Source organism: Peribacillus sp. NPDC097198 (assembly GCF_044762055.1).
Classification (GTDB): Bacteria; Bacillota; Bacilli; order Bacillales; family DSM-1321; genus Peribacillus.
Map to the genome: position 1 here is coordinate 227,634 of NZ_JBIWDO010000004.1, position 21,894 is coordinate 249,527.

Genomic DNA, 21,894 nt, shown 5'->3' on the forward strand with positions numbered 1-21,894 from the left:
TATCACATTTTTCATGTTATACTAATTTAGAGGTGTCCAAAACATGAATAAAGAACATTTATATGCTTGGTTTAAGGAAGGAACGATAACGATTCCATCCTTTTTGTTGACTCACTATAAGACAATGGGGCTGAATGAGCAAGAGATGGTTCTACTACTCCAATTGCAGAATTTTATCGATGGAGATAATCCATTCCCAGCACCGTCTCAACTATCCGACCGAATGACATTACAGGAATCCGAATGCCTATATTTAATACAACGTTTAGTTCAAAGAGGATTCGTCCAGATGGTCGTTGAAAATAATCAGGAAATTGGTCAGGAAAAGTATTCGCTCGATCCACTATATGAGAAAATGATGGACTGTTTCTTGAAGTCTTTGAAACAGGCTGAATCTGCCGAGGTACAGAAGGCAGGGGAGAGCCTGTATACAATATTTGAACAGGAGTTCGGGCGTCCATTATCTCCTTTTGAATGTGAAACCCTGGCAATGTGGATGGAGGATGACCATCAACCAGATATCATCAAAGCGGCTTTAAGGGAGGCTGTCATTTCAGGGAAATTGAATTTCCGTTATATAGACCGAATTTTATTCGAGTGGAAAAAGAATGGGATTAAAACCTTGGAACAAGCAAGGGAACAAGGACAAAAATTCAGAGTCCATCAAAAAAGGGACCGTAAAATAGAACCGACACAACCACTGAAAGATGTACCCTTTTATAATTGGCTCGAACAGTAATGTGAATTAAAGGAGAACAAACATGCTGAATAAGGCTCAAATTCGTTACTGTCTGGATACGATGGGCGAGATGTTTCCTGATGCCCATTGTGAGCTGAATCACTCCAATCCATTTGAATTGGTGATTGCTGTTGCTCTTTCGGCTCAATGTACAGATGTATTGGTTAATAAAGTGACTCAAAATTTATTTCAAAAATATAAAACGCCTGAAGATTATCTTAGTGTACCGATTGAAGAATTGGAAAATGATATTCGTTCAATCGGTCTGTACCGTAATAAAGCAAAGAACATTCAAAAGTTGTCTAGAATGCTGATAGACGAATATGATAGAAGAGTTCCTAGGGACCGTGATGAGCTTACCAAGTTACCGGGTGTCGGTCGGAAAACGGCCAATGTGGTCGTCTCAGTGGCTTTTGGCGTGCCGGCTATAGCAGTGGATACCCATGTAGAGCGTGTGTCCAAACGGCTGGGTATATGCCGCTGGAAAGACAATGTCCTTGAGGTGGAAAAAACCTTAATGACTAAAGTGCCAATGGATGAATGGTCCGTTACACATCATAGACTCATTTTCTTTGGTCGTTATCATTGTAAAGCCCAGTCTCCAAGATGTGAAACCTGCCCGCTTCTTGATCTGTGTCGTGAAGGGAAAAAGCGGCTAAAAAGGATAGAAGCCAAATGACTGATTTAAATTCATTAAACGTACCGGCCGAATTGGACGATCCATTTTTCTTCCCTAATGAAATAGAACCTTTAAAAAAGGAAGACTACCAAGAGTGGAGAAATCCCAGTGAAGTTGAAGTGTTTTCATATGAGCTGCTTTTTTACATGGGGGAAGAAGTTTATTCACCTTGGAAGAGTGGGGATATGCATATACCTGAACTGTTTGAAAAATGGAGGCTCATTAAAAAGGATTGCGAATTGTTTTTTTCGAATAGAAAAGCGGGACTGGCTTTGGAGCCTATGAAAGAAGGAATTGGATTATTCTTTTCGGCAGTCTATTGGATGAATGAAATACCCGTGAAGCTAAATGCATGGAAGAAACAGATGGAAGCCTGTCCGGTTAAACCGATAAACTTGGTTGAAAGATTATCTTTCATCATGGAAAGACCGGCGTTTTACCATTCATTCAGACAGCTTAGCGAATTATTCATCGAATTGGAAAAGCTCTTTGTAAGAAACAAGCTAAGAAAAGCGAAAAAAGGTCTAAGCGGTTAAGCTTAGACCTTTTTTTAATTGCCATTTTCTTTATCTTTATCTTTGTTTTTATTTTTGTCTTTTTCTGGGTCAGGAGCGGGAGCGGGCTCAGGAGTATCCGCGGGTTTATCCTCATCAACTTTTCCTGGATCCTCATCTTCGACATCCTCATCGTCTTTGGTGGCATCATCATTGCCATTACCATTCCCGTTTCCATTGTTCCCGTTGTTATCCGTGTTGCCCTGGTCTGGGTTTTTATCTTTATCTTCGTCTTCATTACCCTCGTCTTCAGTAGGAGTATCTTGTTCCAGATCCTCATCCTCGGCTGGCTCTTCAATATCTTCCTCTTCCTCAGGCTCTTCTTCAATAGCACTAGGAATCTGTACTGTAGCACCAGCAGGGTCGCTTCGTTGATTATCAACGATGGCTACGACAGAAAAAGTATATTTACTTCCCGGTGTAGGGTTTGGAATGGTTAAACTAGTATCCTTCGATTTTTTCAGAACACTTTTTGAGCCGCCGTCAACAGACATTTGGACTTCAAATTGTGGATCTCCATCACTGTGAGACCATGAAAGCTGAATTTCATTGCTTTCCTGATTATAAGACGCACTGACACTAGGTGTATCTATTTTCTCATATTCTGTGGTAACTTGTGTTGGCTCGTGGCCTTTAACATAGTATTCATAACTGATTTTATCACTTGGAGTGTATTGGTTGGCTTTCACTACAGGATTCGATCCTTTAATGACACCAACTTTTGCAACACTGCTCGGCTGTTCAAAGTCTTTCGTTGTTTTTGATTGGGCCATGTGTTCCATCAAATTCTTAAAGATGTATTTTGGTATTCTTTGAGAAGAATCGCCTAGGTATTCCATCTTTTTACCTGCATTATTATCATAACCCGCCCATATGGCAACGGTATAGTTAGTCGTGTAACCAGCCATCCAGCTGTCCTTTACCCCTGAAGCAGGTATGTTGTTTGCTGCACGTTGTGCGGGCGTGAAGTTAGTGGATCCAGTCTTACCAGCGACTGGAAGCCCAGGTATGTTGGCCAATCTACCTGTTCCGTAACTTTCTGTCATGACGCTTTTCAGCATATCCGTGACGATGAAAGCCGTGGAATCTTTCATGACAGGTTTTGTTTCTGTTTTGTTCTTGATGGTTGTTTTATCACGTAATACAATTTTCTTGACGGTATGTGGTTCGTTATAAATCCCACCATTACCGAATGCCCCATATGCTCCGGCAAGTTCTAGCGTGGAAACATCTGTGCCACCGCCAATTGAAGCGGATTCGTTGATTTCCTTATCTTTATCAAAAGGAACGCCAAGGTCAATTGCAAAATCACGTGCTCGTTCTTTCCCGACTTCTTGGAAAGCTTTCAAGGCCGGTATATTCAATGATCTCGCGAGAGCTTCTCGAATAGGAACCGTTCCATAATGAGTACCTGATGCATTTTTGAGGGGAGTTCCATCAAAGTAGGTATACTCCTCATCTTTAATAGGTTGATAGGTTGACCAGTTTAAATATTCGACAGCTGGGCCATAATCTAAGATAGGTTTGATTGTCGACCCTGGTGAACGCTTAGCATCTGTTGCATAGTTCCACCCGCGTTTGACGTTCGTGTTCCTGCCACCGCCAACGGCTTTAATTTCGCCTGTTTGCGTATCAAGCAAAGTAACACCGGCTTGTAGATCTTCACTTGGATAACTAACGATATCATTACTATTCAACATTTTATAAACGTATTCTTGGGCGTCTTTATCAATGGTCGTTTGGATTTCCAGACCATCTGTAAACACATTATAGTCACCCATATTTCCGACTTCTTCTATTACTAAATCTATGAAGGCATCATAAGCAGTCGTATCGATTTGGTTTTTATCGACCTCTTGAAGTCCGGCTGTTATTTTAACGTTTTGTGCCTTTTTCATTTCCTGTTCGCTAATGTATCCATGTTTATTCATGAGATGAAGTACAATATCGCGACGTTCTTTTGCCCGTTCTGGATATTTATATGGATCATAGCGACTTGGGCTTTGCGGTAACCCGACAAGCATGGCCACTTCGTTAAGGTCCAATTTATCCAAGTCTTTACCGTAATATGTTTGCGAAGCTGTCAGAATCCCGTTTGCACGATTGGCAAAGAAAATTTTGTTCACATACATTTCCAGTATTTCTTGTTTTGTATATTTTCTTTCTAGCTGTATGGCCAGCCACATTTCTTGAACTTTCCTTTTAATCGTTTTATCAGGTGTTAAATAAGAGCGTTTGATAACCTGTTGGGTTAAAGTACTAGCACCTTCTGAACCAAAGCCATTTTTGACATTGGCGAGGACTGCGCTGCCTAGACGAAGGAAGTCAACCCCATGGTGGGAATAAAAACGGGAATCTTCTGTTGCCAGGAATGCGTCTTCGACTAGTTCAGGTATATCTTCATAATTGACAAAGTCACGATTCTCAGTGCCGACCTCTCCAAGTAATTTACCTTCTTCATCAAGGATCTTCGAGGTAACGGGGTCTTTTAAAAGGCTTTCGTCGAGCTTGGGAGCATCACTGATAAAGTAAGCTAATGTAGCTCCTCCAGCAACTAAACAAATAATTCCGATTGTAACGAGAATGAGAAAAACTCGCTTAAGCATGTTCGTGGGTTTTTTCGGCCCTTTTTTTGGTGCCTTCTTCTGTGCCTGACCCTGCTTTCTACGTTCTTCTCTTGTATTATATTTTTCAGCCATTACAGCTAACCTGCCTTTCTAGAAAAAAACTAAAAATTTTCTGCGATAAGTAAATCTACTACTTTAATATAGTCAATTCTCGGTTGAAAGCCAAGCGCAATCTTCTTTGAACTGGTCTTGACCTCTTCAAGGGTAATGGATTTGCGTCCACCGTCTTTCATCCGATTCCAATACAACACCAGTTGTTCGGAGCTCATTAAGTATATACTATCCGTCGCAGAAAAGCGGATAATAACAAATGCAATTCCATCATGCTGAACGATTTGCTTCATATGTTCAACTTGGTGTTCGTGAAAATTCTTGAGAGGGAAAGAGTTCCTATTTTTTGTTTCCTTGGCCTCAAAATCAATATATCTACCTTTATAGACCCCATTGTAATCCGTGGTCGATGCTTGCTTGAAGTAAGCTTCTTTAATAACGGCAGCACTTCTTTTAGGATAGTGGACATCCACAATTTGTACGGGTGTCGGCTTTTTATGTATGACAGCAATCCCGTGCGCTAAATAATACTGATTGGTTTCATTCAAATCATCCTCTAATGTTTTTCCACGATTACTGTAACTGAACTTCTTTAGTGGACTTTTCCTTTCTTTCATGGGCTGCGGTACGAACTTCCGTCCGTTGGGATAATTGAATGCCACTTTTACCCCTCCTTTTTTTTCACCTATCTATATTAGCAAAAAAAGAATCCAAAATGTGAATAAAAAGAATTGTTTCTTAGAACGATAGGATTTAACAATTGAAAAATGTCATAATTCCTGGAAATGGTGGTTCTTATGTATCAGATTACAAGCATGGAAAAGCAATTGTTATCTATTATAAAAGATCAAACTGCTAAATGGAACAAAGATAATATATCCAGAACCCAAGCTTATGAAAAATTCTTCCTGCTTCATCCTGAAATAAAATGGTCCTTTCTAGCAGGGATGGTTTCCCGTAATGCAGGTTGGAATATGTGTGATCTTAAAGGGGTCTGGTATTCGCAATTATTAGGTTCTAAATATAAACGTCAGTTATTCCTTGCTTATGAAGAAGCGAATTGGCGGATTTTTGAGGATGCCTATCCGCAGTTGCTCATCTATCATTATTCGACGAAATTTAAGCGCCCTTTGTTTCACTTATGTCCATATTTTTTTATTACTGATTTCATCATAAATGAGTGGTACTCTTTTTGGGAGGATGGAAATCAGGAAAGATTAATCACCGCCCTTATTATAAATGAACAGAATATCATTGAACCCATCATAAAAAAGCGATCTCTCGTATTTCATTCCATCTTATTTTTTCTACAGGATTGTATGCATTTTAGCACCGTATTATTTCCTACATGTAAAGGGGTGTTATATGGCGCATCCGTTTCTCATTTTCGGAATCTAGATGAAAGAATTGAATTGGGGAAAAGATTGGCTGATCTTCTTTTTAGGAAAGAGCTTTTTCCATTATTTTTGGAATTCGCCAGTCGAACGGAGCCGACCGGATCGAGGTTTGATTATGAACAGTACAGAAAGATACCCAGGCTACATGAAACGCCGATGCTGCGTATGGTTTATCCAATCATCGATCATCATCCCATTCTCCCGGAGAAATGGTGTATAAAGAAAAGATTAAAAAAAGAATGGTTTTTCGAACCGCAGTGGAAAGAAAATCCTCTTTTGACCGATTGGTTCGATCGTAAACAAAAACAATTGCATACGGTCATCTTGCTCAAAAAGCTGGTCTTGAAAAAGAAGTAGGGAAGGCGATGTTTCCGCCTTCCCTGATGTGTGGTCATACCCCTATTCGTTTAGGTAGAGGGTTTGTTTTCACCACTAAGTTTTGGATTACCTTTTCCTGCCTTTTCTGCCGGCGGCTTTTGTCGTTTTTCGTTTTTTTGCTGTCTGCTTTCATTCGACTGCAAATAAATCACCTCCTGCTTGTATTCTTGTTTAAAATGGCCAGCTTCATTCGCTCCATATTGTCGAAGGCCCCTATAAATTAAGAAAATTACACTTTCTTTGCCGATTCCCTTCTAGTTTTGTCAACCTAGAAGGGCTTTTTATTTAAAAAAAGAATAGTAACAGGTATAGAATGGGAGGGGTCAGCATGATCAATAAAAGTGTAGCAACAGAAGAAATTTTAAGTATGATAGCTGAAATCAGTACCAGTCTGGATCAATTGGAAAATGCTTATGGTGAGACCATGAATACGGCTCGTTGTAAGCTATGGGCGGAGCAGCACAATTTAGTGGATGACGCACAGGAAGCGATGGAGAAAGCCGGGGATTTCTTGGTTGAGACAGAAGAAATAAGCCGACCTTATCCCGTTAAATCAATAAAATCAATGATGGTACCCAAAATTTTAGCAGAAGTTTAAGTGTATAAGTATGAGTCGCTAGAATTTCATTTTTTCATCAATTCGATTATACTGTTGGAAACATGCTACGGAGGAATTCATCGTGCAAAAAGAGAAACTTCAAAAATTAACCGAACAATTAATACATTACGTAAGTCAAGCGAATGAAATTTATGAAAGTGTTCGAAAGGAAGGAATAGAAAAAGACTTCTTTACGGAGGTCAAGCCGTTTGCCGATCAAGTCCAAGCAAATTGTGCGGAATGGGAGCATGGTATAAAAGAGTGGATGAAAGAAACGCCATTCAAACATCTATTTCCTGAGCAAATCGAACAAACGGCCAATAATCTTTCGGATGTCGCGGTTCAGGCATTCTTTCCGAAGACCAGCTATAAACGGTTTAAAAGCCATGTTCAATCCATTGAGTATATCCTTCACAATGTGAAATCAGAAGTGGACAGATTACTATCATGATCTTCCAAACACTAAAATCCTCTTTTTTCATATAATAATGGAACCATGTCAGGAAAAAAGAGGAGACGCATAGAACATGATGAGATCGGATTATAATCCTGTCTTCCCTAATCAAGAGCAGTACCCGCAATCCATGCCTGAATACTGGGGGGGATATCAGCAACCAATGCCGTACCCTCAGCAGTCACCCATTCAGGACCCGAATATGCACCATTACTCTCCCCAGTATAATGGAGGCTTGGTGCCACCCTATCAAGACCCATACCAGCAACCTGCCTTTCCATCCTACCAACCGGTGCCACAACAGGCCATGAATACAGGGGCGGCCCCGGGCAGTAGTGTAATGCAGCCGATGCCACCGAATCAGACAATGCCACCGAATCAGACAATGCCACCCATGTCACCAATGCCACCTATTCAACCTATGTACCCCAATCAACAAATGCCTGTCAATCAATACATGCCAAAACAAACTCAAGGCTTCAACCCTTTTGATAACCCGCTACAGCCGACGAAACGACCTCCGCAAATGCAACAACAAGTTTATAACCCATATCCAAAACAACAATTCATGCAAAAGCAGCAGCCTTCGGGAATTAAGTCTGTCATGAACCAATTTAAAACACAGGACGGATCGATGGATATTACAAAAATGATGAATACAGCTGGACAAATGATGAATACGGTCTCTCAAGTTTCTTCGATGGTCAAGGGAGTAGGGGGGTTCTTCAAAGTTTAGATGGGTAAAATAAAAAAGTAGACGTAAAAAGTGACCCAGCCACTTTTTACGTCTACTTAAGTTTGCCCTAATTCAATCGTTGATCTCAATTCGATTCCCTTTCACTTTAGGCAGATTAAGCGTTAGGATGCCATCGCGATGCCTAGCCCTTACATTTTGTTCATCGATTGGTTTTAAAAAGGAAATGGTTTTTGTTAACTGACTAGATGATTGCGTATTTTGAATGAAGCCTGGGGGTTGGCGAAACTTTTCCCCTACTTTGGACTTCGTGGAGATGGTCACGGATTGTGGCAATAAATCGATGGAAATTTGGCTCCTGGGAATACCGGGCAAGCTTGCGGTAAGGATATATTCCGAATTTGTTTCATCAAGGTAGATGGGGAAAGTTTGTTCTTTAGCTGAGCCAAAGAATCCGTCCAGGGACTGTAGCATGCCTCTGGCGGGCCTTTCAGAGAACAAACGATCCATTTTGTTAATGAAGTGGGTAAAAGGTTCTTTTCTTTCTTGGGGTTGATCATTCTTTTCAAAAGGGGTCATCACGGTCCTCCTATCTAAAAAACTCCTTTGCCTATAGGCTATGTAGAGGCTAAAGATGTGTGAATGGACATAAGTGGTTTAGATATAGACCCACGGGGAATAACAATATTAAACATAATCTTGGGGATGGGGGATTGAAGATGACTGGAAGCAGTAATTTATCATACATAGATCGAGGCGAAGGAAAAGATACACTATTGTTTATTCATGGATTTTGCGGGAGCCATGAATATTGGCAGAAGCTAATTCCAAACTTGCAGAAAAAGTATAGAGTCATTGCGGTCGACCTGCGTGGCCATGGAGCAAGCGAATCGAATGTAACATCTTTTTCTATTGAAGATATGGCTGAGGATATTGCACTCTTTTTAGAAGACCAGGATATCGAGCAGGTATATTTATTCGGGCATTCTCTAGGAGGCTATATAACTTTGGCCTTTGCTGAGAAGTTCCCGGAAAAATTGAACGGATTCTCACTTATTCATTCTACTGCTTTTCCGGATGATGAGGGAGGGAAGGAAGGGCGCATGAAGGCAGTTGAAAAAATTGAGGCTGATGGTATGCCGCCTTTCATTGATGGACTCATCCCTAAGTTATTTGCGGATTCCAATGACCCTCAAATCGAGCAGGTTAAGAGGATTGGATATCAAACGAGGGAAACAGCGGCAATTGGATCGTTACATGCTATGAGAAATAGAAAAGATAAAAATTACGTCTTACAGGATACCAAGCTACCAGTCCTTTTGGTCGCAGGTGAAAAGGATAAAGTCATCGCCCCGGAAAAGACCTTTTCCATAAAGGGTAAGAATATAAAAGAGGTAGTCCTAGAAGGATGCGGCCATATGGGAATGCTTGAAGACCCTGAAAGGCTTGCGAGTGAAATTGAACATTTCATTGAAGAAGTCAAATAGTAGAAGGTGAAAATTTTATCAATTGGTGAAAGCTAAAATTACACTAACTATGGACCTAAGCAGTTTTAGGTCTTTTTTTGTTTGGCAGTATATCCCAACTGGTCAACCAAACGTTTATTCGGTAAACTATTATGTACAAAGAGGTGACTAGTATGATTGGAAAGAAATCACTTTCGGAATTAATAAAAGAATTAAGGGAAAATGAAAATATCATTAATTGGCATGAAATTGAACCGCGGGAAGCGAAGACGAGACCGTTGCCTTCCAGCGTTGACGATAGAATTAAAAATGCTTTGCAAAAAAGAGGGATTGGTGACCTGTATAGCCATCAATACACAGCATATGAAACATTGAGGAAAGGAGAAAATATTGTAGCCGTAACCCCTACGGCTTCGGGAAAAACACTATGTTATAACCTTCCAGTGTTACAATCCATTGCAGAAAATGGGGAAAACCGTGCGTTGTATATTTTCCCGACTAAAGCTCTAGCCCAAGATCAGAAAAGCGAACTGAACGAGATAATCAGTGAAATGGGGATAGACATCAAAAGCTACACCTACGATGGGGATACTTCGCCTGCCATTCGCCAGGTGGTGAGAAAGGCTGGTCATATCGTGATTACAAACCCGGATATGTTGCATTCGGCCATTTTACCGCATCATACAAAGTGGGTGAGTCTCTTTGAAAATCTCAAGTATGTCGTCATTGATGAACTCCATACATATAGGGGCGTGTTTGGAAGCCATGTTGCCAATGTCATTAGAAGGTTGAAACGAATCTGTAAATTTTATGGAAGTAATCCGATCTTTATATGTACATCCGCTACAATCGCCAACCCGAAGGAATTGGCGGAGCAGCTAACTGGTAATCCCATGCGCTTAATAGATGATAACGGAGCGCCTAGCGGTAGAAAACACTTCGTTTTTTATAATCCGCCAATTGTTAATAAGCCCTTGAACATCAGGAAAAGTGCAACTGTAGAGGTTAACAACCTAGCAAAGGAATTCTTGAAGAATAAAATCCAGACCATCGTTTTTGCTCGTAGCCGAGTTAGAGTGGAAATCATATTAAGTCATTTGCAGGACCTCGTGAAAGGTCAAATCGGGTCGAAATCCATTAGGGGCTATCGCGGAGGATATCTCCCAAAACAAAGAAGGGAAATAGAACGGGGCTTAAGGGAAGGCGATATTCTAGGTGTTGTCAGTACGAACGCTTTAGAATTGGGAGTGGATATAGGGCAGTTACAGGTATGTGTCATGACAGGATACCCGGGAAGTGTGGCGAGTACATGGCAACAGGCTGGGAGAGCAGGGAGAAGGCATGGGGAAGCTTTGATACTGATGGTGGCAAGTTCTACCCCCATAGATCAGTACATTGTACAAAATCCAGAATACTTTTTTGACCGTTCTCCTGAATCGGCCCGGATTAATCCGGAAAACTTAATTATTCTGGTTGACCATTTAAAGTGTGCCGCTTACGAACTCCCTTTTAAGGAAAATGAAGAATTTGGTCCCTTGGATGTGAAAGAAATTTTGGAGTATCTAGTGGAAGAAAGGGTTATTCACCAAAATGGTGATACATTCTACTGGGCCAATCAATCTTTCCCGGCTGGAAATATCAGTTTACGGTCTGCGTCCCAAGAAAATGTCGTTATAGTCGATCAATCAGAAACGGCAAATGTAAAAATAATCGGGGAAATGGATAGGTTTAGCGCTATGACACTCCTACATGATGAGGCAATTTATTTACATGAAGGAGTCCAGTATCAAGTTGAAAAACTAGATTGGGAACATAAAAAGGCATATGTGCGGGAAGTGGACGTGGAATATTACACAGATGCAAACTTAGCCGTACAGCTAAAAGTACTGGAAATAGATAAAACGGTCAATACGAGGGAATCGTCAATCAATTATGGCGATGTTACCATAAATATCTTACCAAGCATCTTTAAAAAGATAAAACTAACGACATTTGAAAACATAGGGTCAGGTCCCATTTACTTACCAGAGGAAGAACTGCATACTAGCGCAACTTGGTTGGAAATAAAAGAAGTTGATTCCACACTTGGCGAAAAAACACTGGAGCAGCTCCTACAAGGGGTTGCTAATGTTTTGGGACACGTAGTTCCCATTCTTGTTATGTGCGATAGGAATGATATCCATGTCGTTGCCCAAATAAAAGCGGCACATACCCAGCTACCCACTATATTTATGTACGATCATTATCCAGGTGGAATAGGGCTAGCTGAAGATGTTTATAAGCGTTTTGACCAGGTGAAAGAGGCAGCGAAGAATCTTATAAGAAAATGCCCATGCAAAGATGGGTGCCCTTCATGTATAGGGACTGAAATAGAAGGGGTACGTGCCAAAAAGAGAAGTGTGGAGTTGCTAGACCAATTTTAGTTGAAAGAAAGAACGAGTTAATTTTAAAGCTCTCCGGATGTTGAACCTGTATTTTCGGTAAAACCATTCAATGGCCGGATTACATGAATAGAGGTGTAGCTTTTTGTCATTGAAAAATAAACTGAATCGCATGATGCCCCATATGAACCATGAAACACAAGATAGACAACCACTGATAAAGGAATGCGACGACATGGTGAAAACTGACATTCCATTTCTTGAAAAGTGGCTTGGAAATGACACGAGTGCCTACCATTTTGATGGAGATTATTGCTTCGTCCGTGAAGTTCGTTATCCCTTGGAACATAAACATGGTTTGTATTCGTTCCTGGAGTTGAAGGGGATAGTAAAGGCATGGAATCAATCTTCTGTAGAGCACCCCTTGTCTGCTAAAGGGATTAAGGGCGAAGATCTCTTTTTCTTTGATACGGAAACGACAGGACTAGGTGGTGGGGCAGGCAACACCATCTTTTTACTGGGTTACGCTTATTTTGAAGGGGATGAAGTCGTCGTCAAACAGCATATCCTGCCCCAGCCTGGTAGCGAGGTCCCGCTTTACCAAAGCTTTCTTGAGAACATCAATTATGAAACACTTGTTACGTATAATGGAAAGGCATTTGACTGGCCACAGTTAAAAACAAGGCATACCTTGATAAAGGAACATGTCCCGAAGCTTCCGGAATTCGGTCACTTTGATTTATATCATGCTTCAAGACGGCTCTGGAAAGATAAATTAGAACGAGTGAAATTATCTGCAGTGGAAACGGACATTTTAGGGTTTGAACGCGAAGATGATATCCCAGGGTACTTGGCACCAATGATTTATTTCGATTTTGTTGAACGGAAGAATCCGGACATTCTTTTTGGAATCATGAAACATAATGAATTGGATATTTTATCGCTAATCACCTTGTATATTCACTTGTCCCGAAAAATCCTACAAATGGACGGATATACGGAAGAATCATTGGAGATTGCCCGTTGGTTCGCCTACTTAGGGAAAAAGGAAGACTCTGTGGAGGCGTATGAAAAAATAAGGGAAGTCGGAAATGAGGAAGACCGGATCTCGGCAGGTCATGCAATAGCTTTTCAGAAAAAGAAACAAGGGAAATTTGACGAGGCACTTACAATCTGGAAGGAAGTAGCGTTAAATGGGATACCTCGGTTGAGGATTCAGGCTCAGATTGAATGCGCAAAAATTTTGGAGCACCAATCCAAGAATCCCGCTGCTGCCCTTACTTGCACCAAGAAGGCATATCAAGAAATGCTGGAAATGGGCAATGGGAATAGGCTGAACTTGGAGAAAAAACTTTTGGAATTAGAAAAAAGGATGTTGCGGCTTGAAAGAAAAAATAGACTCCTACAATAAAAGCTCTAATGATTAATAAGTAACTACCAATTGCCAAATTCTTCTTGTGATAAAAATGTAGTAAACAAGTATTGTAGCCTCAAGTCATAATGTGTAAAATGATAGTCGTCGAGGATGAATGTAGAGACATCCATCCGTTCAATAAATTTAATAGTGAAAGCGGAGCGAAGAAATGTATAAAACCACATTATTTCTATTTTTTGTTGTCCTATGTTTGACGATTGTTTTATTTACATCATTAAAAGATAGTTTTTATTCTTTTTTATAAAAAGCACGAGGTAAAGCTGCCCACATAAGATGATACGTAGTTTGAATTTTACTTTGATTATTGGATTAATTGATATAAATAGGTTATTTCATCAGTACACGTCTACCCTTTTTTTCATAGTCTGTAATGGTAAGGCAAAACTTATCTTGATGAAAGGGGACGAATTATATATGTATTTTCGTAATTGTGGGGGATATCACTCAAATGTAATGGGAGCACACTCCAATGTAATGGGGGCACACTCAAATGTAATGGGGGCACACTCAAATGTAATGGGGGCACAATCCAATGTGATGGGAGCAAAATCCAATGTAATGGGGGCACAATCCAATGTGATGGGAGCGCAACACTATCCGACTGCTGTTTCTCCAGTACATGGTCAAACCCAGGCTCTTCCTACGCAAACGGCACCGGCACAAGTATCTCCTACTCAGCAATACGTAAACACAAATGTATCTAATACAGTGATTCCTGTTATTCACCCATCGCATACAACAACGGTTAATAAACATTGCAACACATATAAACACTATTTCCCGCATACTCAATCTGTAGTGAACGAGTGTTACACTCAAAACTTGATTTGTGGTATGCCGCCAGTCAATCCTTGCTGCCCACCTAGGCAATTTGGATACTGAAAAAATTAAGGGCCTAATAAGCCCTTATTTTTCTTACATAATGTCTGAAAGGGGGAGTGGTCTTTAGATGAAGGTTTTGTATCTAACTGGTTATAAAGCATTCGAATTAGGGATATTTAAAAATGATCATGAAGGCGTACAATACATAAAAAAAGCGATTAGACAACGGCTCATTCCCATAGTCGAGGATGGACTTGAATGGGTGATCATTTCCGGTCAGTTAGGATCGGAGCTATGGGGGGCTGAGGTGGTATTCGAGGTGAAAGAGGAGTACCCTTCCTTAAAATTGGGCGTGCTTACTCCTTTTTTGAATCAGGAAGAGTCATGGAATGAGACGAATCAGGATTTCTACCGTTCCATTTTGACACGTGCCGACTTTGTCGAATCAATTTTCAAGAAGCCTTATGAAGGACCACAGCAGTTGAAAGTTAAAAATCGTTACATGGTCAAGAAAAGTGATGCCATGTTGATTGTTTTCGATCCTGAAAAGGAAGGATCTGCAAAATATCCATATTATGAAGCCATGAAAAAAGCGGGATCCCTAGCCTATCCCATTTACCAGATTAGCTTTGACGATTTGCAGCAAGTAGCGGAAGAGGATAACTGGGCTAACGATTAAACCATAAAGCAATAAATCATGGACTAAATGTTGTTTCCAGAGCATAATCATATTATGATGAAAATTAGAAACAAAAGGTAGTCCTGCAAGTCGAAAAAAATTTGTCCTTATTTTAAATAAAAATGTGTTTGTTTGACAAATCCAAGCAGATTTGAAAAAATAATAAAAAGTCGATTGTATTGGCGAAAGTATTGAGGTGAAGTCTTATGCTATCCGATAAGATAAAATTAACGGCTAAAGATATTCTTGAAAAAGATTTTAAAACGGCTATGCGAGGTTATAAACCTGAAGATGTAGACCAGTTTCTAGATCTTATCATCAAGGATTATGAAGTGTTTCATCAGGAAATTGAAGATCTTAAACAAGAAAATCTTAAATTGAAAAAACAAACCGAAGAGAATCCGAAACGTCCGAGTCAACCTGCTCCAGGAGCAACTCCTGGAACTACAAACTTTGATATTTTAAAACGGTTATCCAACTTAGAAAAGCATGTCTTTGGAAATAAACTGTTCGATTAATTGCTTGGTTTTATTTCTTTTTTGAAATTGTATTGTGTTTTATTTGTTTATGGGTTATAATCATTAATGTTATGTTAACGTTTGGGTAATTGCTGCTGCATTTATGCAGTTGAGGAAAGTCCATGCTCGCACGGGCTGAGATGCCCGTAGTGTTCGTGCCTGGCGAAAAAATAAGCTTGGGCAGCAGTCTTTGACTGTTGACGGCCGGGAAAATGCCTAAGTCCTTTTGGATATGGCATGAATACCTATAAAAGTGCCACAGTGACGGAGCCTTTGCAGAAATGCAAAGGGTGGAACGAGGTAAACCCCACGAGCGAGAAACCCAAATTAATGGTAGGGGCGCTTTCTTCCTTGGAATTGAACGAGGAGAAGGACAGAAGCATCGCTTCTGTAGATAGATGATTACCGCCGAAGTACGAGACGCAAGTCGCTTGCAGTACTGAGGAACAAAACATGGCTTACAGAACGTTACCATATAACAATTAAAGAACAACTCTCCTTGTGAAAGGAGAGTTTTTGTTTTGTTTATGAAATTTTATCTAATCTAAATATGTCAATACAATGTCGGATTTCCCCTTCTTAACACTACGTGTGTAAAATACTTTATCATGGAAGTATAAACTAGTGTACTATCGGAGGTTTTCAACATGAGGGATATGCAGGTTGGTTTTCCGGAAGTGTTTTCATTGGCTGATACCATGCTGCAGCAAATGCAGGAGGGGGCTTTGGTCTATACTGAAGAAGGATTAATTATCCAATGGAATAAGGCGGCGGAGAAAATTATCGGATACTCTGATTTTAATCAATTTGGCCATTTATTTCCTTCTTTATTTGCCAGTGAGCATGAGGTTGAAATGATGAGTAAGGAATTACGAAGTAGTCAATCCTATACTGGCTCTCCAATTATGATCCGTAAAAATGGAGAGCGATTTAAAAGTAAAATGAAAATTAGTGGAATCTCATTAAAGGGACAAATGTTTTACTCTGTTATTTTTGATCATCATGATTTTCAGGTAAGGGAAGAAACAGAAAGGATCCTTGCTGAAAAAATTTTCATGAATATTGAAGAGAGTGTCTTATATACGGACAAGCATGGTGTCATTCTATCCGTGAACCCAGCCTTTCAAATCATGACAGGATATACAGAAGAAGAGGCAATTGGAAAAAAGCCAAATATTCTTCAATCCGGATATCATAAAAAAGATTTTTATGATGCCATGTGGAAAGAGATAGGGGAATGTGGAAGATGGAGCGGAGAAATCTGGAATAGACGAAAAAATGGTGAGGTTTTCCTTGAGTGGTTAACGATTCTTGCCATTACGAATGAATCTGGAGAAGTCACACACTATGTTGCGTTGTTTTCTGATATCACCGATAGGAAGCATCAGGAAAATCAACTGCAAAAACTGATTCGGTATGATGCTTTGACGGGAATGGCTAACCGTTCTTTATTGAATGAAGAGCTGTGCCGCTTAATCGATATGTCTGAAAAATTCAATCAAACACTCGCTGTGTTACACTTAGACCTTGCACGATTTAAAGCGATTAATGAAACACTAGGTCATGGATATGGGGATTTATTGCTGAAAAAAGTTGCAGCAAGAATAAAGAGAATGTTGAAAAACGAAAATGTGATTGCACGAATTGGCGGCGACGAGTTTATCATTGTCTTGCCCCATTTAAAGCATGTAAAAGAAGCTGTCCACGTCTCTGAGGATGTCATTTCAACACTCAAACAGCCTTTTTATTTATATGACGAAGAGGTATATACATCAGTTAGTGTAGGAATTAGTTTATATCCCTTTGATGGCTCACAGGTTGAAACATTATTAATAAATGCTGAAAAATCGTTACAAAAAGCGAAGGCCAATGGGGTTAATAGCTTTGAATTATATCATGAAGATTTACAAACGGGGAATGATACCCGGAGAAGAACAATAGAAAATAGGCTACATACAGCAATCGAAAACAACGAGCTTCAGGTTCACTATCATCCGCAGGTCCATCTTGAAACAGGGAAAGTGGTGGGTGTGGAAGCACTCCTGCGTTGGAGTGTTCCTGAATTAGGACAGGTTTCTCCTGCCGAGTTCATTCCTATTGCGGAAGAAACGGGACTGATCATCCCAATCAGCCATTGGGTCATTAAACAGGCATGTGAGGAAATTAGAAAATTCCATATTTCTGGGTATCCTGATTTAAAGATAAGTATCAATATATCAGGATTGCATTTCACCCAGGAAAACTTTGCGAAAGAAGTCATTGGCCTCATACAAGACACTAACATCAATCCCCATCGTGTGGAGTTGGAATTGACCGAAAGCATAATCATGCCTAATGCCCAGAATTCGATAAAAAAATTAGTCGCACTCAAGCAACAGGGATTTAAATTGTCCATTGATGATTTTGGGACTGGTTATTCATCATTGAGTTACTTGCGAAAATTCCCTATTGATACTCTTAAAATCGATCAAAGTTTTATTAAAAACGTAGATAATGACAAAGATGACTCGGCAATAGTGATAGCGATTATTACTATGGCTATGACGCTTAATCTGGAAATCATAGCAGAAGGCGTGGAACTTAAAAAGCAAGTAGACTTTTTGAAAACGCAAAAGTGTGATATCATTCAAGGGTTTTACTTGTCAAAACCGTTACCCGTTACTGAATTGCATGACTTTTTGGAAATGTGGAAACCGATTTTGATTATAGGAAAGAAGGTGCATGACGAATGAAACAATTCGATATTATTGCAACATCAGCAATGGGATTGGAATCTATTGTTGCAAAGGAAGTCCGTGACTTGGGTTACGACTGTGAAGTTGAAAACGGAAAAATTATGTACAAAGGGGACCAAATGGCCATAGCCCGCTCTAATTTATGGTTACGCAGTGCCGATCGTGTGAAAATTAAGGTCGCTGAATTCAAGGCGTATTCCTTTGATGAGCTGTTTGAAAAAACCAAAGCCTTGAATTGGGAAGATTACCTATCTGTAGATGTTGAGTTTCCAGTCAGCGGTAAATCAGTTAAATCCCAGTTGTATAGTGTTCCTGATTGTCAGGCCATCGTGAAAAAAGCGATTGTCGATCGATTGAAAAGTAAGTATAAGCAAGTTTCCTGGTTTGAAGAGACAGGCCCATTATTTAAAATTGAAGTATCGATTTTAAAAGATTTAGTAACACTTACGATAGATACATCAGGAGCTGGATTACATAAACGTGGCTACCGCACTGGGCAAGGTGAAGCACCTCTTAAAGAAACCTTGGCGGCAGCGTTGGTAATGCTCACGAACTGGAAACCAGATAAACCATTCATCGACCCATTCTGTGGTTCCGGGACGATTCCTATTGAAGCGGCACTGATTGGACAGAATATTGCTCCTGGATTTAACCGTGACTTCATTTCCGAAACCTGGTCTTGGATGGATAGCAAGGTTTGGGATGAAGCGAGAACCGAAGCTGAGGATTTGGCTGATTACGATCAGTATTTGGATATTTCAGGATGTGATATTGATCACCGCATGGTCGAAATCTCAAAAGCCAATAGTTTCGAAGCAGGTCTTGGAGATTTGATTGATTTCAAACAAATGCAGGTGAGGGATATCTCGACGAGGAAGGAATATGGCGTCATTGTGGGGAACCCACCATATGGGGAACGTCTTGGTGAAAAGAAAGCCGTTGAGCAGATGTATAAAGAGATGGGAGAGGCATTTAAAAAGCTTGATACATGGTCTATTTACATGATTACCTCAAACCCGGACTTTGAACAGTTTTATGGGAAACCAGCTACGAAAAAAAGGAAGCTGTTCAATGGATTCATTAGGACGGACTTTTATCAATATTGGGGAAAAAGGCCGGCAAGACAACCTAGAGGCGAATAAGTAGGTATAATATAATATAAGATTTTGAAAAGTCAGGACATTTTATCTAAAGTGGGTTCTATTCTTGATTATCCCTTCCATTTCTGTTATTCTGATAGTGAATTATTTTTGTTCAGATTTAAGGAATACCTTATTAATCAGTGAGCAAGGATAGTAATATAATGTGTGGCAAACACACTAGGAGGCAACAAAAATGGAACAAGGTAAAGTAAAATGGTTTAACGCAGAAAAAGGTTTTGGATTCATCGAACGCGAAGGTGGAGACGATGTATTCGTACATTTCTCAGCTATCCAAGGAGAAGGTTTCAAAACACTTGAAGAAGGCCAAGATGTTACATTTGATGTAGAACAAGGTCAACGCGGACCGCAAGCATCAAACGTAAACAAAGCTTAATTCAACCTTATAGTATTTACAGACAGGCTCTCTAGGGAGTCTGTCTTTTTGTTTTTTGGCAATCCCTAGCAATATAAACACCATAGTACATAAAACTTTTTAATAGCCATGACAAAATACCTTGACTATGTGAAGGAATTGAAGGATAATATACTTTTGCCTAGATATATTTTAAAACCTGAATTCATATACTTAAGATAGATAAAAGGGGAGACCAGGATGCTAAAAACACTGCCTTTTTCGGTAACAAAGGAAGATTCTTTTTATGATAAGCTTTCAGAATGGATGGGTGATGTTTTTTACGATATTCTTCCCGAAAAAGGATTCGAGCTACGCGACGAACAAATATTCATGGCTTTTCAACTAGAAAAGGCCTTTAAGGAAAAAAATATAAGTTTCGCAGAAGCTGGTGTAGGGACGGGTAAAACATTGGTTTATCTGTTATATGCAATCTGTTATGCCAGATACACCAATAAACCGGCAATCATTTCCTGCGCTGATGAGACTTTGATTGAACAACTCGTTAAAGAAGAAGGCGACATACAAAAAATAAAGAGCGCCTTAGGTATTGAAGTGGATGTTAGGCTTGCGAAATACCACGATCAATATGTATGCCTAAAGAAGCTGGATCATGCTGTGAATCATGAGGATTCTGAGGGCATCGATCAGCTATTTGATGAACTCCCTAAATTTGTGCATAACAATTCATCTATGAATGCTTATACGCCTTATGGGGATCGTAAACAATATCCATACCTTAATGATGAAGATTGGTCTAAAGTAGGCTGGGACCAGTTACAAAATTGCTTTACCTGTGATAAACGTCAGCGTTGTGGACAAACACTTTCCCGTGATCATTACCGGAAATCAAGTGACTTAATCATTTGTTCACATGATTTCTTCATGGAACATGTTTGGACGAAAGATAAGCGCAAGCGTGAAGGACAACTACCGTTATTGCCAGAACATAGTTGTGTAATCTTCGACGAAGGTCATTTACTCGAATTCTCTGCACAAAAGGCTCTAACATATAAAGTGGGTGAACAAACCCTCGCTTCAGTTTTGGAGTTGTTAACAGCTAATCAAGTGCGTGAGGAAACGCTGTACATCATAGAAGATTTAATTGATATCAACGAAGAGTTTTTTGATTTGCTCGACGAAAAGGCAATTCATGTAAGTGGTTCAAACCGATATGAAATACCGATGTCGAAAGAAATCACCAATTTTGCTAAAAGACTTCATGAAAAGGTGGAAGAACTAGAAGAAAGCCTTGTTTTTGAATCGGAAATGTATACGATTAACGACTATGATTTGAAAGTCACTGAAGAGTATTTAGAACAGTTGGGATACTCACTTTCTCTCTTCGTGAAAGATGAACAAGCCGTTTCGTGGTTTGAAGAAAATGAAATGACTAAAACGTTGGTCATCATGCCTAGACTTGTCCAGGATATTTTATCTGAACAAGTATTCTCGAAAAAAATTCCATACATTTTTTCATCAGCGACCTTATCCGATAATAAATCATTCCAATATATTGCGGATAGCTTGGGGATTAAAAAGTTCGATAGCTTCTCGGTTGAATCTCCATTTGATTATGAAGAAGTGATGAAGATGAACATGCCGACCTTTGAAAAAGGAGATCGGTTAGCTAAACTCAATTATACAATGGGAACAATTGAGGAGAACAAAGGACGGACACTCGTATTGTTTCAATCAAAAGAAGAGTTGCTTTGGTTCAAGGAGAACTGCAGGAAGGGTGATTATCCTTTCTATTTTGAAGGTGAATCGGAGATTAGCGACCTTGTTAAAAAGTTTCAGGAAGAAGAGCATTCCGTTCTGTTCTCCTATCATTTATGGGAAGGCCTGGATGTACCGGGAGATTCATTGCAGAATGTAGTGATACACTCCCTCCCATTCCCGCCACATGATCCTGTATTCGAAGCTAAGAGGAACTCGGTCACCGATCCATTTGAAGCCGTTGACCTCCCGTATATGCTTCTTCGTTTACGTCAGGGTATTGGACGTTTAATCCGGACCAGCAACGACTCTGGAACTGTACAAATACTGATTGACAATGATTTATCAAATCAAGTTAAAGAAAAAATCATTTCTGTCCTTCCGGTATCTCTTTAATAAAAAAACATGTTAAGG

At 39.9% G+C, this 21,894-nt stretch carries 20 protein-coding genes and 1 other RNA gene; 18 read left to right on the forward strand and 3 right to left on the reverse strand.

What is annotated here, in order from left to right; translation table 11 throughout:
* The first annotated feature begins 43 nt into the window (after positions 1–43).
* From ACIQXQ_RS08900 to ACIQXQ_RS08910, 3 genes are read left to right on the forward strand one after another with little or no spacing between them, the layout of a single operon-like run.
* Complete coding sequence (locus ACIQXQ_RS08900; protein WP_402956728.1) at positions 44–739, forward strand: DnaD domain-containing protein; 696 nt, start codon at positions 44–46, stop codon at positions 737–739.
* Between the two features lie 22 nt (positions 740–761).
* On the forward strand, positions 762–1,418 hold the full coding sequence (nth, locus tag ACIQXQ_RS08905; RefSeq protein WP_402956730.1) for an endonuclease III: 657 nt from the start codon (positions 762–764) through the stop codon (positions 1,416–1,418).
* On the forward strand, positions 1,415–1,954 hold the full coding sequence (locus ACIQXQ_RS08910; RefSeq protein ID WP_402956734.1) for a YpoC family protein: 540 nt from the start codon (positions 1,415–1,417) through the stop codon (positions 1,952–1,954). Before nth ends, ACIQXQ_RS08910 begins: the two co-directional genes overlap by 4 nt.
* Before the next feature lie 14 nt (positions 1,955–1,968).
* Here ACIQXQ_RS08910 and ACIQXQ_RS08915 read toward each other — a convergent pair whose 3' ends face one another.
* Positions 1,969–4,671 (reverse strand): PBP1A family penicillin-binding protein, encoded by a 2,703-nt coding sequence (locus ACIQXQ_RS08915; RefSeq protein WP_402956737.1) that lies wholly within the window; start codon positions 4,669–4,671, stop codon positions 1,969–1,971.
* Between the two features lie 29 nt (positions 4,672–4,700).
* Positions 4,701–5,312 (reverse strand): Holliday junction resolvase RecU, encoded by a 612-nt coding sequence (gene recU / locus ACIQXQ_RS08920; protein ID WP_402869109.1) that lies wholly within the window; start codon positions 5,310–5,312, stop codon positions 4,701–4,703.
* Between the two features lie 135 nt (positions 5,313–5,447).
* Between recU and ACIQXQ_RS08925 the strand changes: the two genes are divergently transcribed.
* The 4 genes from ACIQXQ_RS08925 (at position 5,448) to ACIQXQ_RS08940 (ending at position 8,213) form a co-directional block, all read left to right on the forward strand.
* Positions 5,448–6,404: a DUF2515 family protein gene (locus ACIQXQ_RS08925; RefSeq protein WP_402956739.1), complete on the forward strand. Its 957-nt coding sequence runs from the start codon at positions 5,448–5,450 to the stop codon at positions 6,402–6,404.
* Between the two features lie 349 nt (positions 6,405–6,753).
* Positions 6,754–7,023 carry a hypothetical protein gene (locus ACIQXQ_RS08930; RefSeq protein WP_402869107.1) on the forward strand — a complete coding sequence of 90 codons (270 nt, stop codon included), beginning with the start codon at positions 6,754–6,756 and terminating at the stop codon, positions 7,021–7,023.
* Between the two features lie 82 nt (positions 7,024–7,105).
* Positions 7,106–7,474 carry a YppE family protein gene (locus ACIQXQ_RS08935; protein WP_402956741.1) on the forward strand — a complete coding sequence of 123 codons (369 nt, stop codon included), beginning with the start codon at positions 7,106–7,108 and terminating at the stop codon, positions 7,472–7,474.
* Between the two features lie 76 nt (positions 7,475–7,550).
* Positions 7,551–8,213 carry a YppG family protein gene (locus ACIQXQ_RS08940; RefSeq protein ID WP_402956743.1) on the forward strand — a complete coding sequence of 221 codons (663 nt, stop codon included), beginning with the start codon at positions 7,551–7,553 and terminating at the stop codon, positions 8,211–8,213.
* 72 nt (positions 8,214–8,285) lie between these two features.
* Here ACIQXQ_RS08940 and ACIQXQ_RS08945 read toward each other — a convergent pair whose 3' ends face one another.
* Positions 8,286–8,750: an Hsp20/alpha crystallin family protein gene (locus tag ACIQXQ_RS08945; RefSeq protein WP_402869100.1), complete on the reverse strand. Its 465-nt coding sequence runs from the start codon at positions 8,748–8,750 to the stop codon at positions 8,286–8,288.
* 140 nt (positions 8,751–8,890) lie between these two features.
* On the opposite strand from ACIQXQ_RS08945, the gene ACIQXQ_RS08950 reads away from it, so the two are divergent.
* The 11 genes from ACIQXQ_RS08950 (at position 8,891) to ACIQXQ_RS09000 (ending at position 21,876) form a co-directional block, all read left to right on the forward strand.
* Positions 8,891–9,658 carry an alpha/beta fold hydrolase gene (locus ACIQXQ_RS08950; protein ID WP_402869098.1) on the forward strand — a complete coding sequence of 256 codons (768 nt, stop codon included), beginning with the start codon at positions 8,891–8,893 and terminating at the stop codon, positions 9,656–9,658.
* A gap of 155 nt (positions 9,659–9,813) precedes the next feature.
* Positions 9,814–12,060: a DEAD/DEAH box helicase gene (locus ACIQXQ_RS08955; protein WP_402869871.1), complete on the forward strand. Its 2,247-nt coding sequence runs from the start codon at positions 9,814–9,816 to the stop codon at positions 12,058–12,060.
* Positions 12,061–12,163: 103 nt separating this feature from the next.
* The gene (locus ACIQXQ_RS08960; RefSeq protein ID WP_402956745.1) at positions 12,164–13,429 is read left to right on the forward strand and encodes a ribonuclease H-like domain-containing protein; all 1,266 of its coding nucleotides are present in this window, start codon (positions 12,164–12,166) and stop codon (positions 13,427–13,429) included.
* A gap of 438 nt (positions 13,430–13,867) precedes the next feature.
* On the forward strand, positions 13,868–14,335 hold the full coding sequence (locus ACIQXQ_RS08965; protein WP_402956747.1) for a CotD family spore coat protein: 468 nt from the start codon (positions 13,868–13,870) through the stop codon (positions 14,333–14,335).
* Positions 14,336–14,402: 67 nt separating this feature from the next.
* Entirely contained in the window at positions 14,403–14,954 is a 552-nt protein-coding gene (locus ACIQXQ_RS08970; protein WP_402956749.1) for an SLOG family protein, read from the forward strand.
* 206 nt (positions 14,955–15,160) lie between these two features.
* Positions 15,161–15,472 (forward strand): cell division regulator GpsB, encoded by a 312-nt coding sequence (gene gpsB, locus ACIQXQ_RS08975; RefSeq protein WP_402869090.1) that lies wholly within the window; start codon positions 15,161–15,163, stop codon positions 15,470–15,472.
* A gap of 77 nt (positions 15,473–15,549) precedes the next feature.
* Positions 15,550–15,938: RNase P RNA component class B (rnpB, locus tag ACIQXQ_RS08980), an RNA gene on the forward strand.
* Positions 15,939–16,119: 181 nt separating this feature from the next.
* The gene (locus tag ACIQXQ_RS08985) at positions 16,120–18,204 is read left to right on the forward strand and encodes a sensor domain-containing protein (RefSeq protein ID WP_402956751.1); all 2,085 of its coding nucleotides are present in this window, start codon (positions 16,120–16,122) and stop codon (positions 18,202–18,204) included.
* Positions 18,201–19,349 (forward strand): THUMP domain-containing class I SAM-dependent RNA methyltransferase, encoded by a 1,149-nt coding sequence (locus ACIQXQ_RS08990; protein WP_402869085.1) that lies wholly within the window; start codon positions 18,201–18,203, stop codon positions 19,347–19,349. Before ACIQXQ_RS08985 ends, ACIQXQ_RS08990 begins: the two co-directional genes overlap by 4 nt.
* 193 nt (positions 19,350–19,542) lie before the next feature.
* Entirely contained in the window at positions 19,543–19,743 is a 201-nt protein-coding gene (locus ACIQXQ_RS08995; RefSeq protein ID WP_034307871.1) for a cold-shock protein, read from the forward strand.
* Positions 19,744–19,962: 219 nt separating this feature from the next.
* Complete coding sequence (locus ACIQXQ_RS09000; RefSeq protein ID WP_402956753.1) at positions 19,963–21,876, forward strand: ATP-dependent DNA helicase; 1,914 nt, start codon at positions 19,963–19,965, stop codon at positions 21,874–21,876.
* The last annotated feature ends 18 nt before the right edge of the window (positions 21,877–21,894 follow it).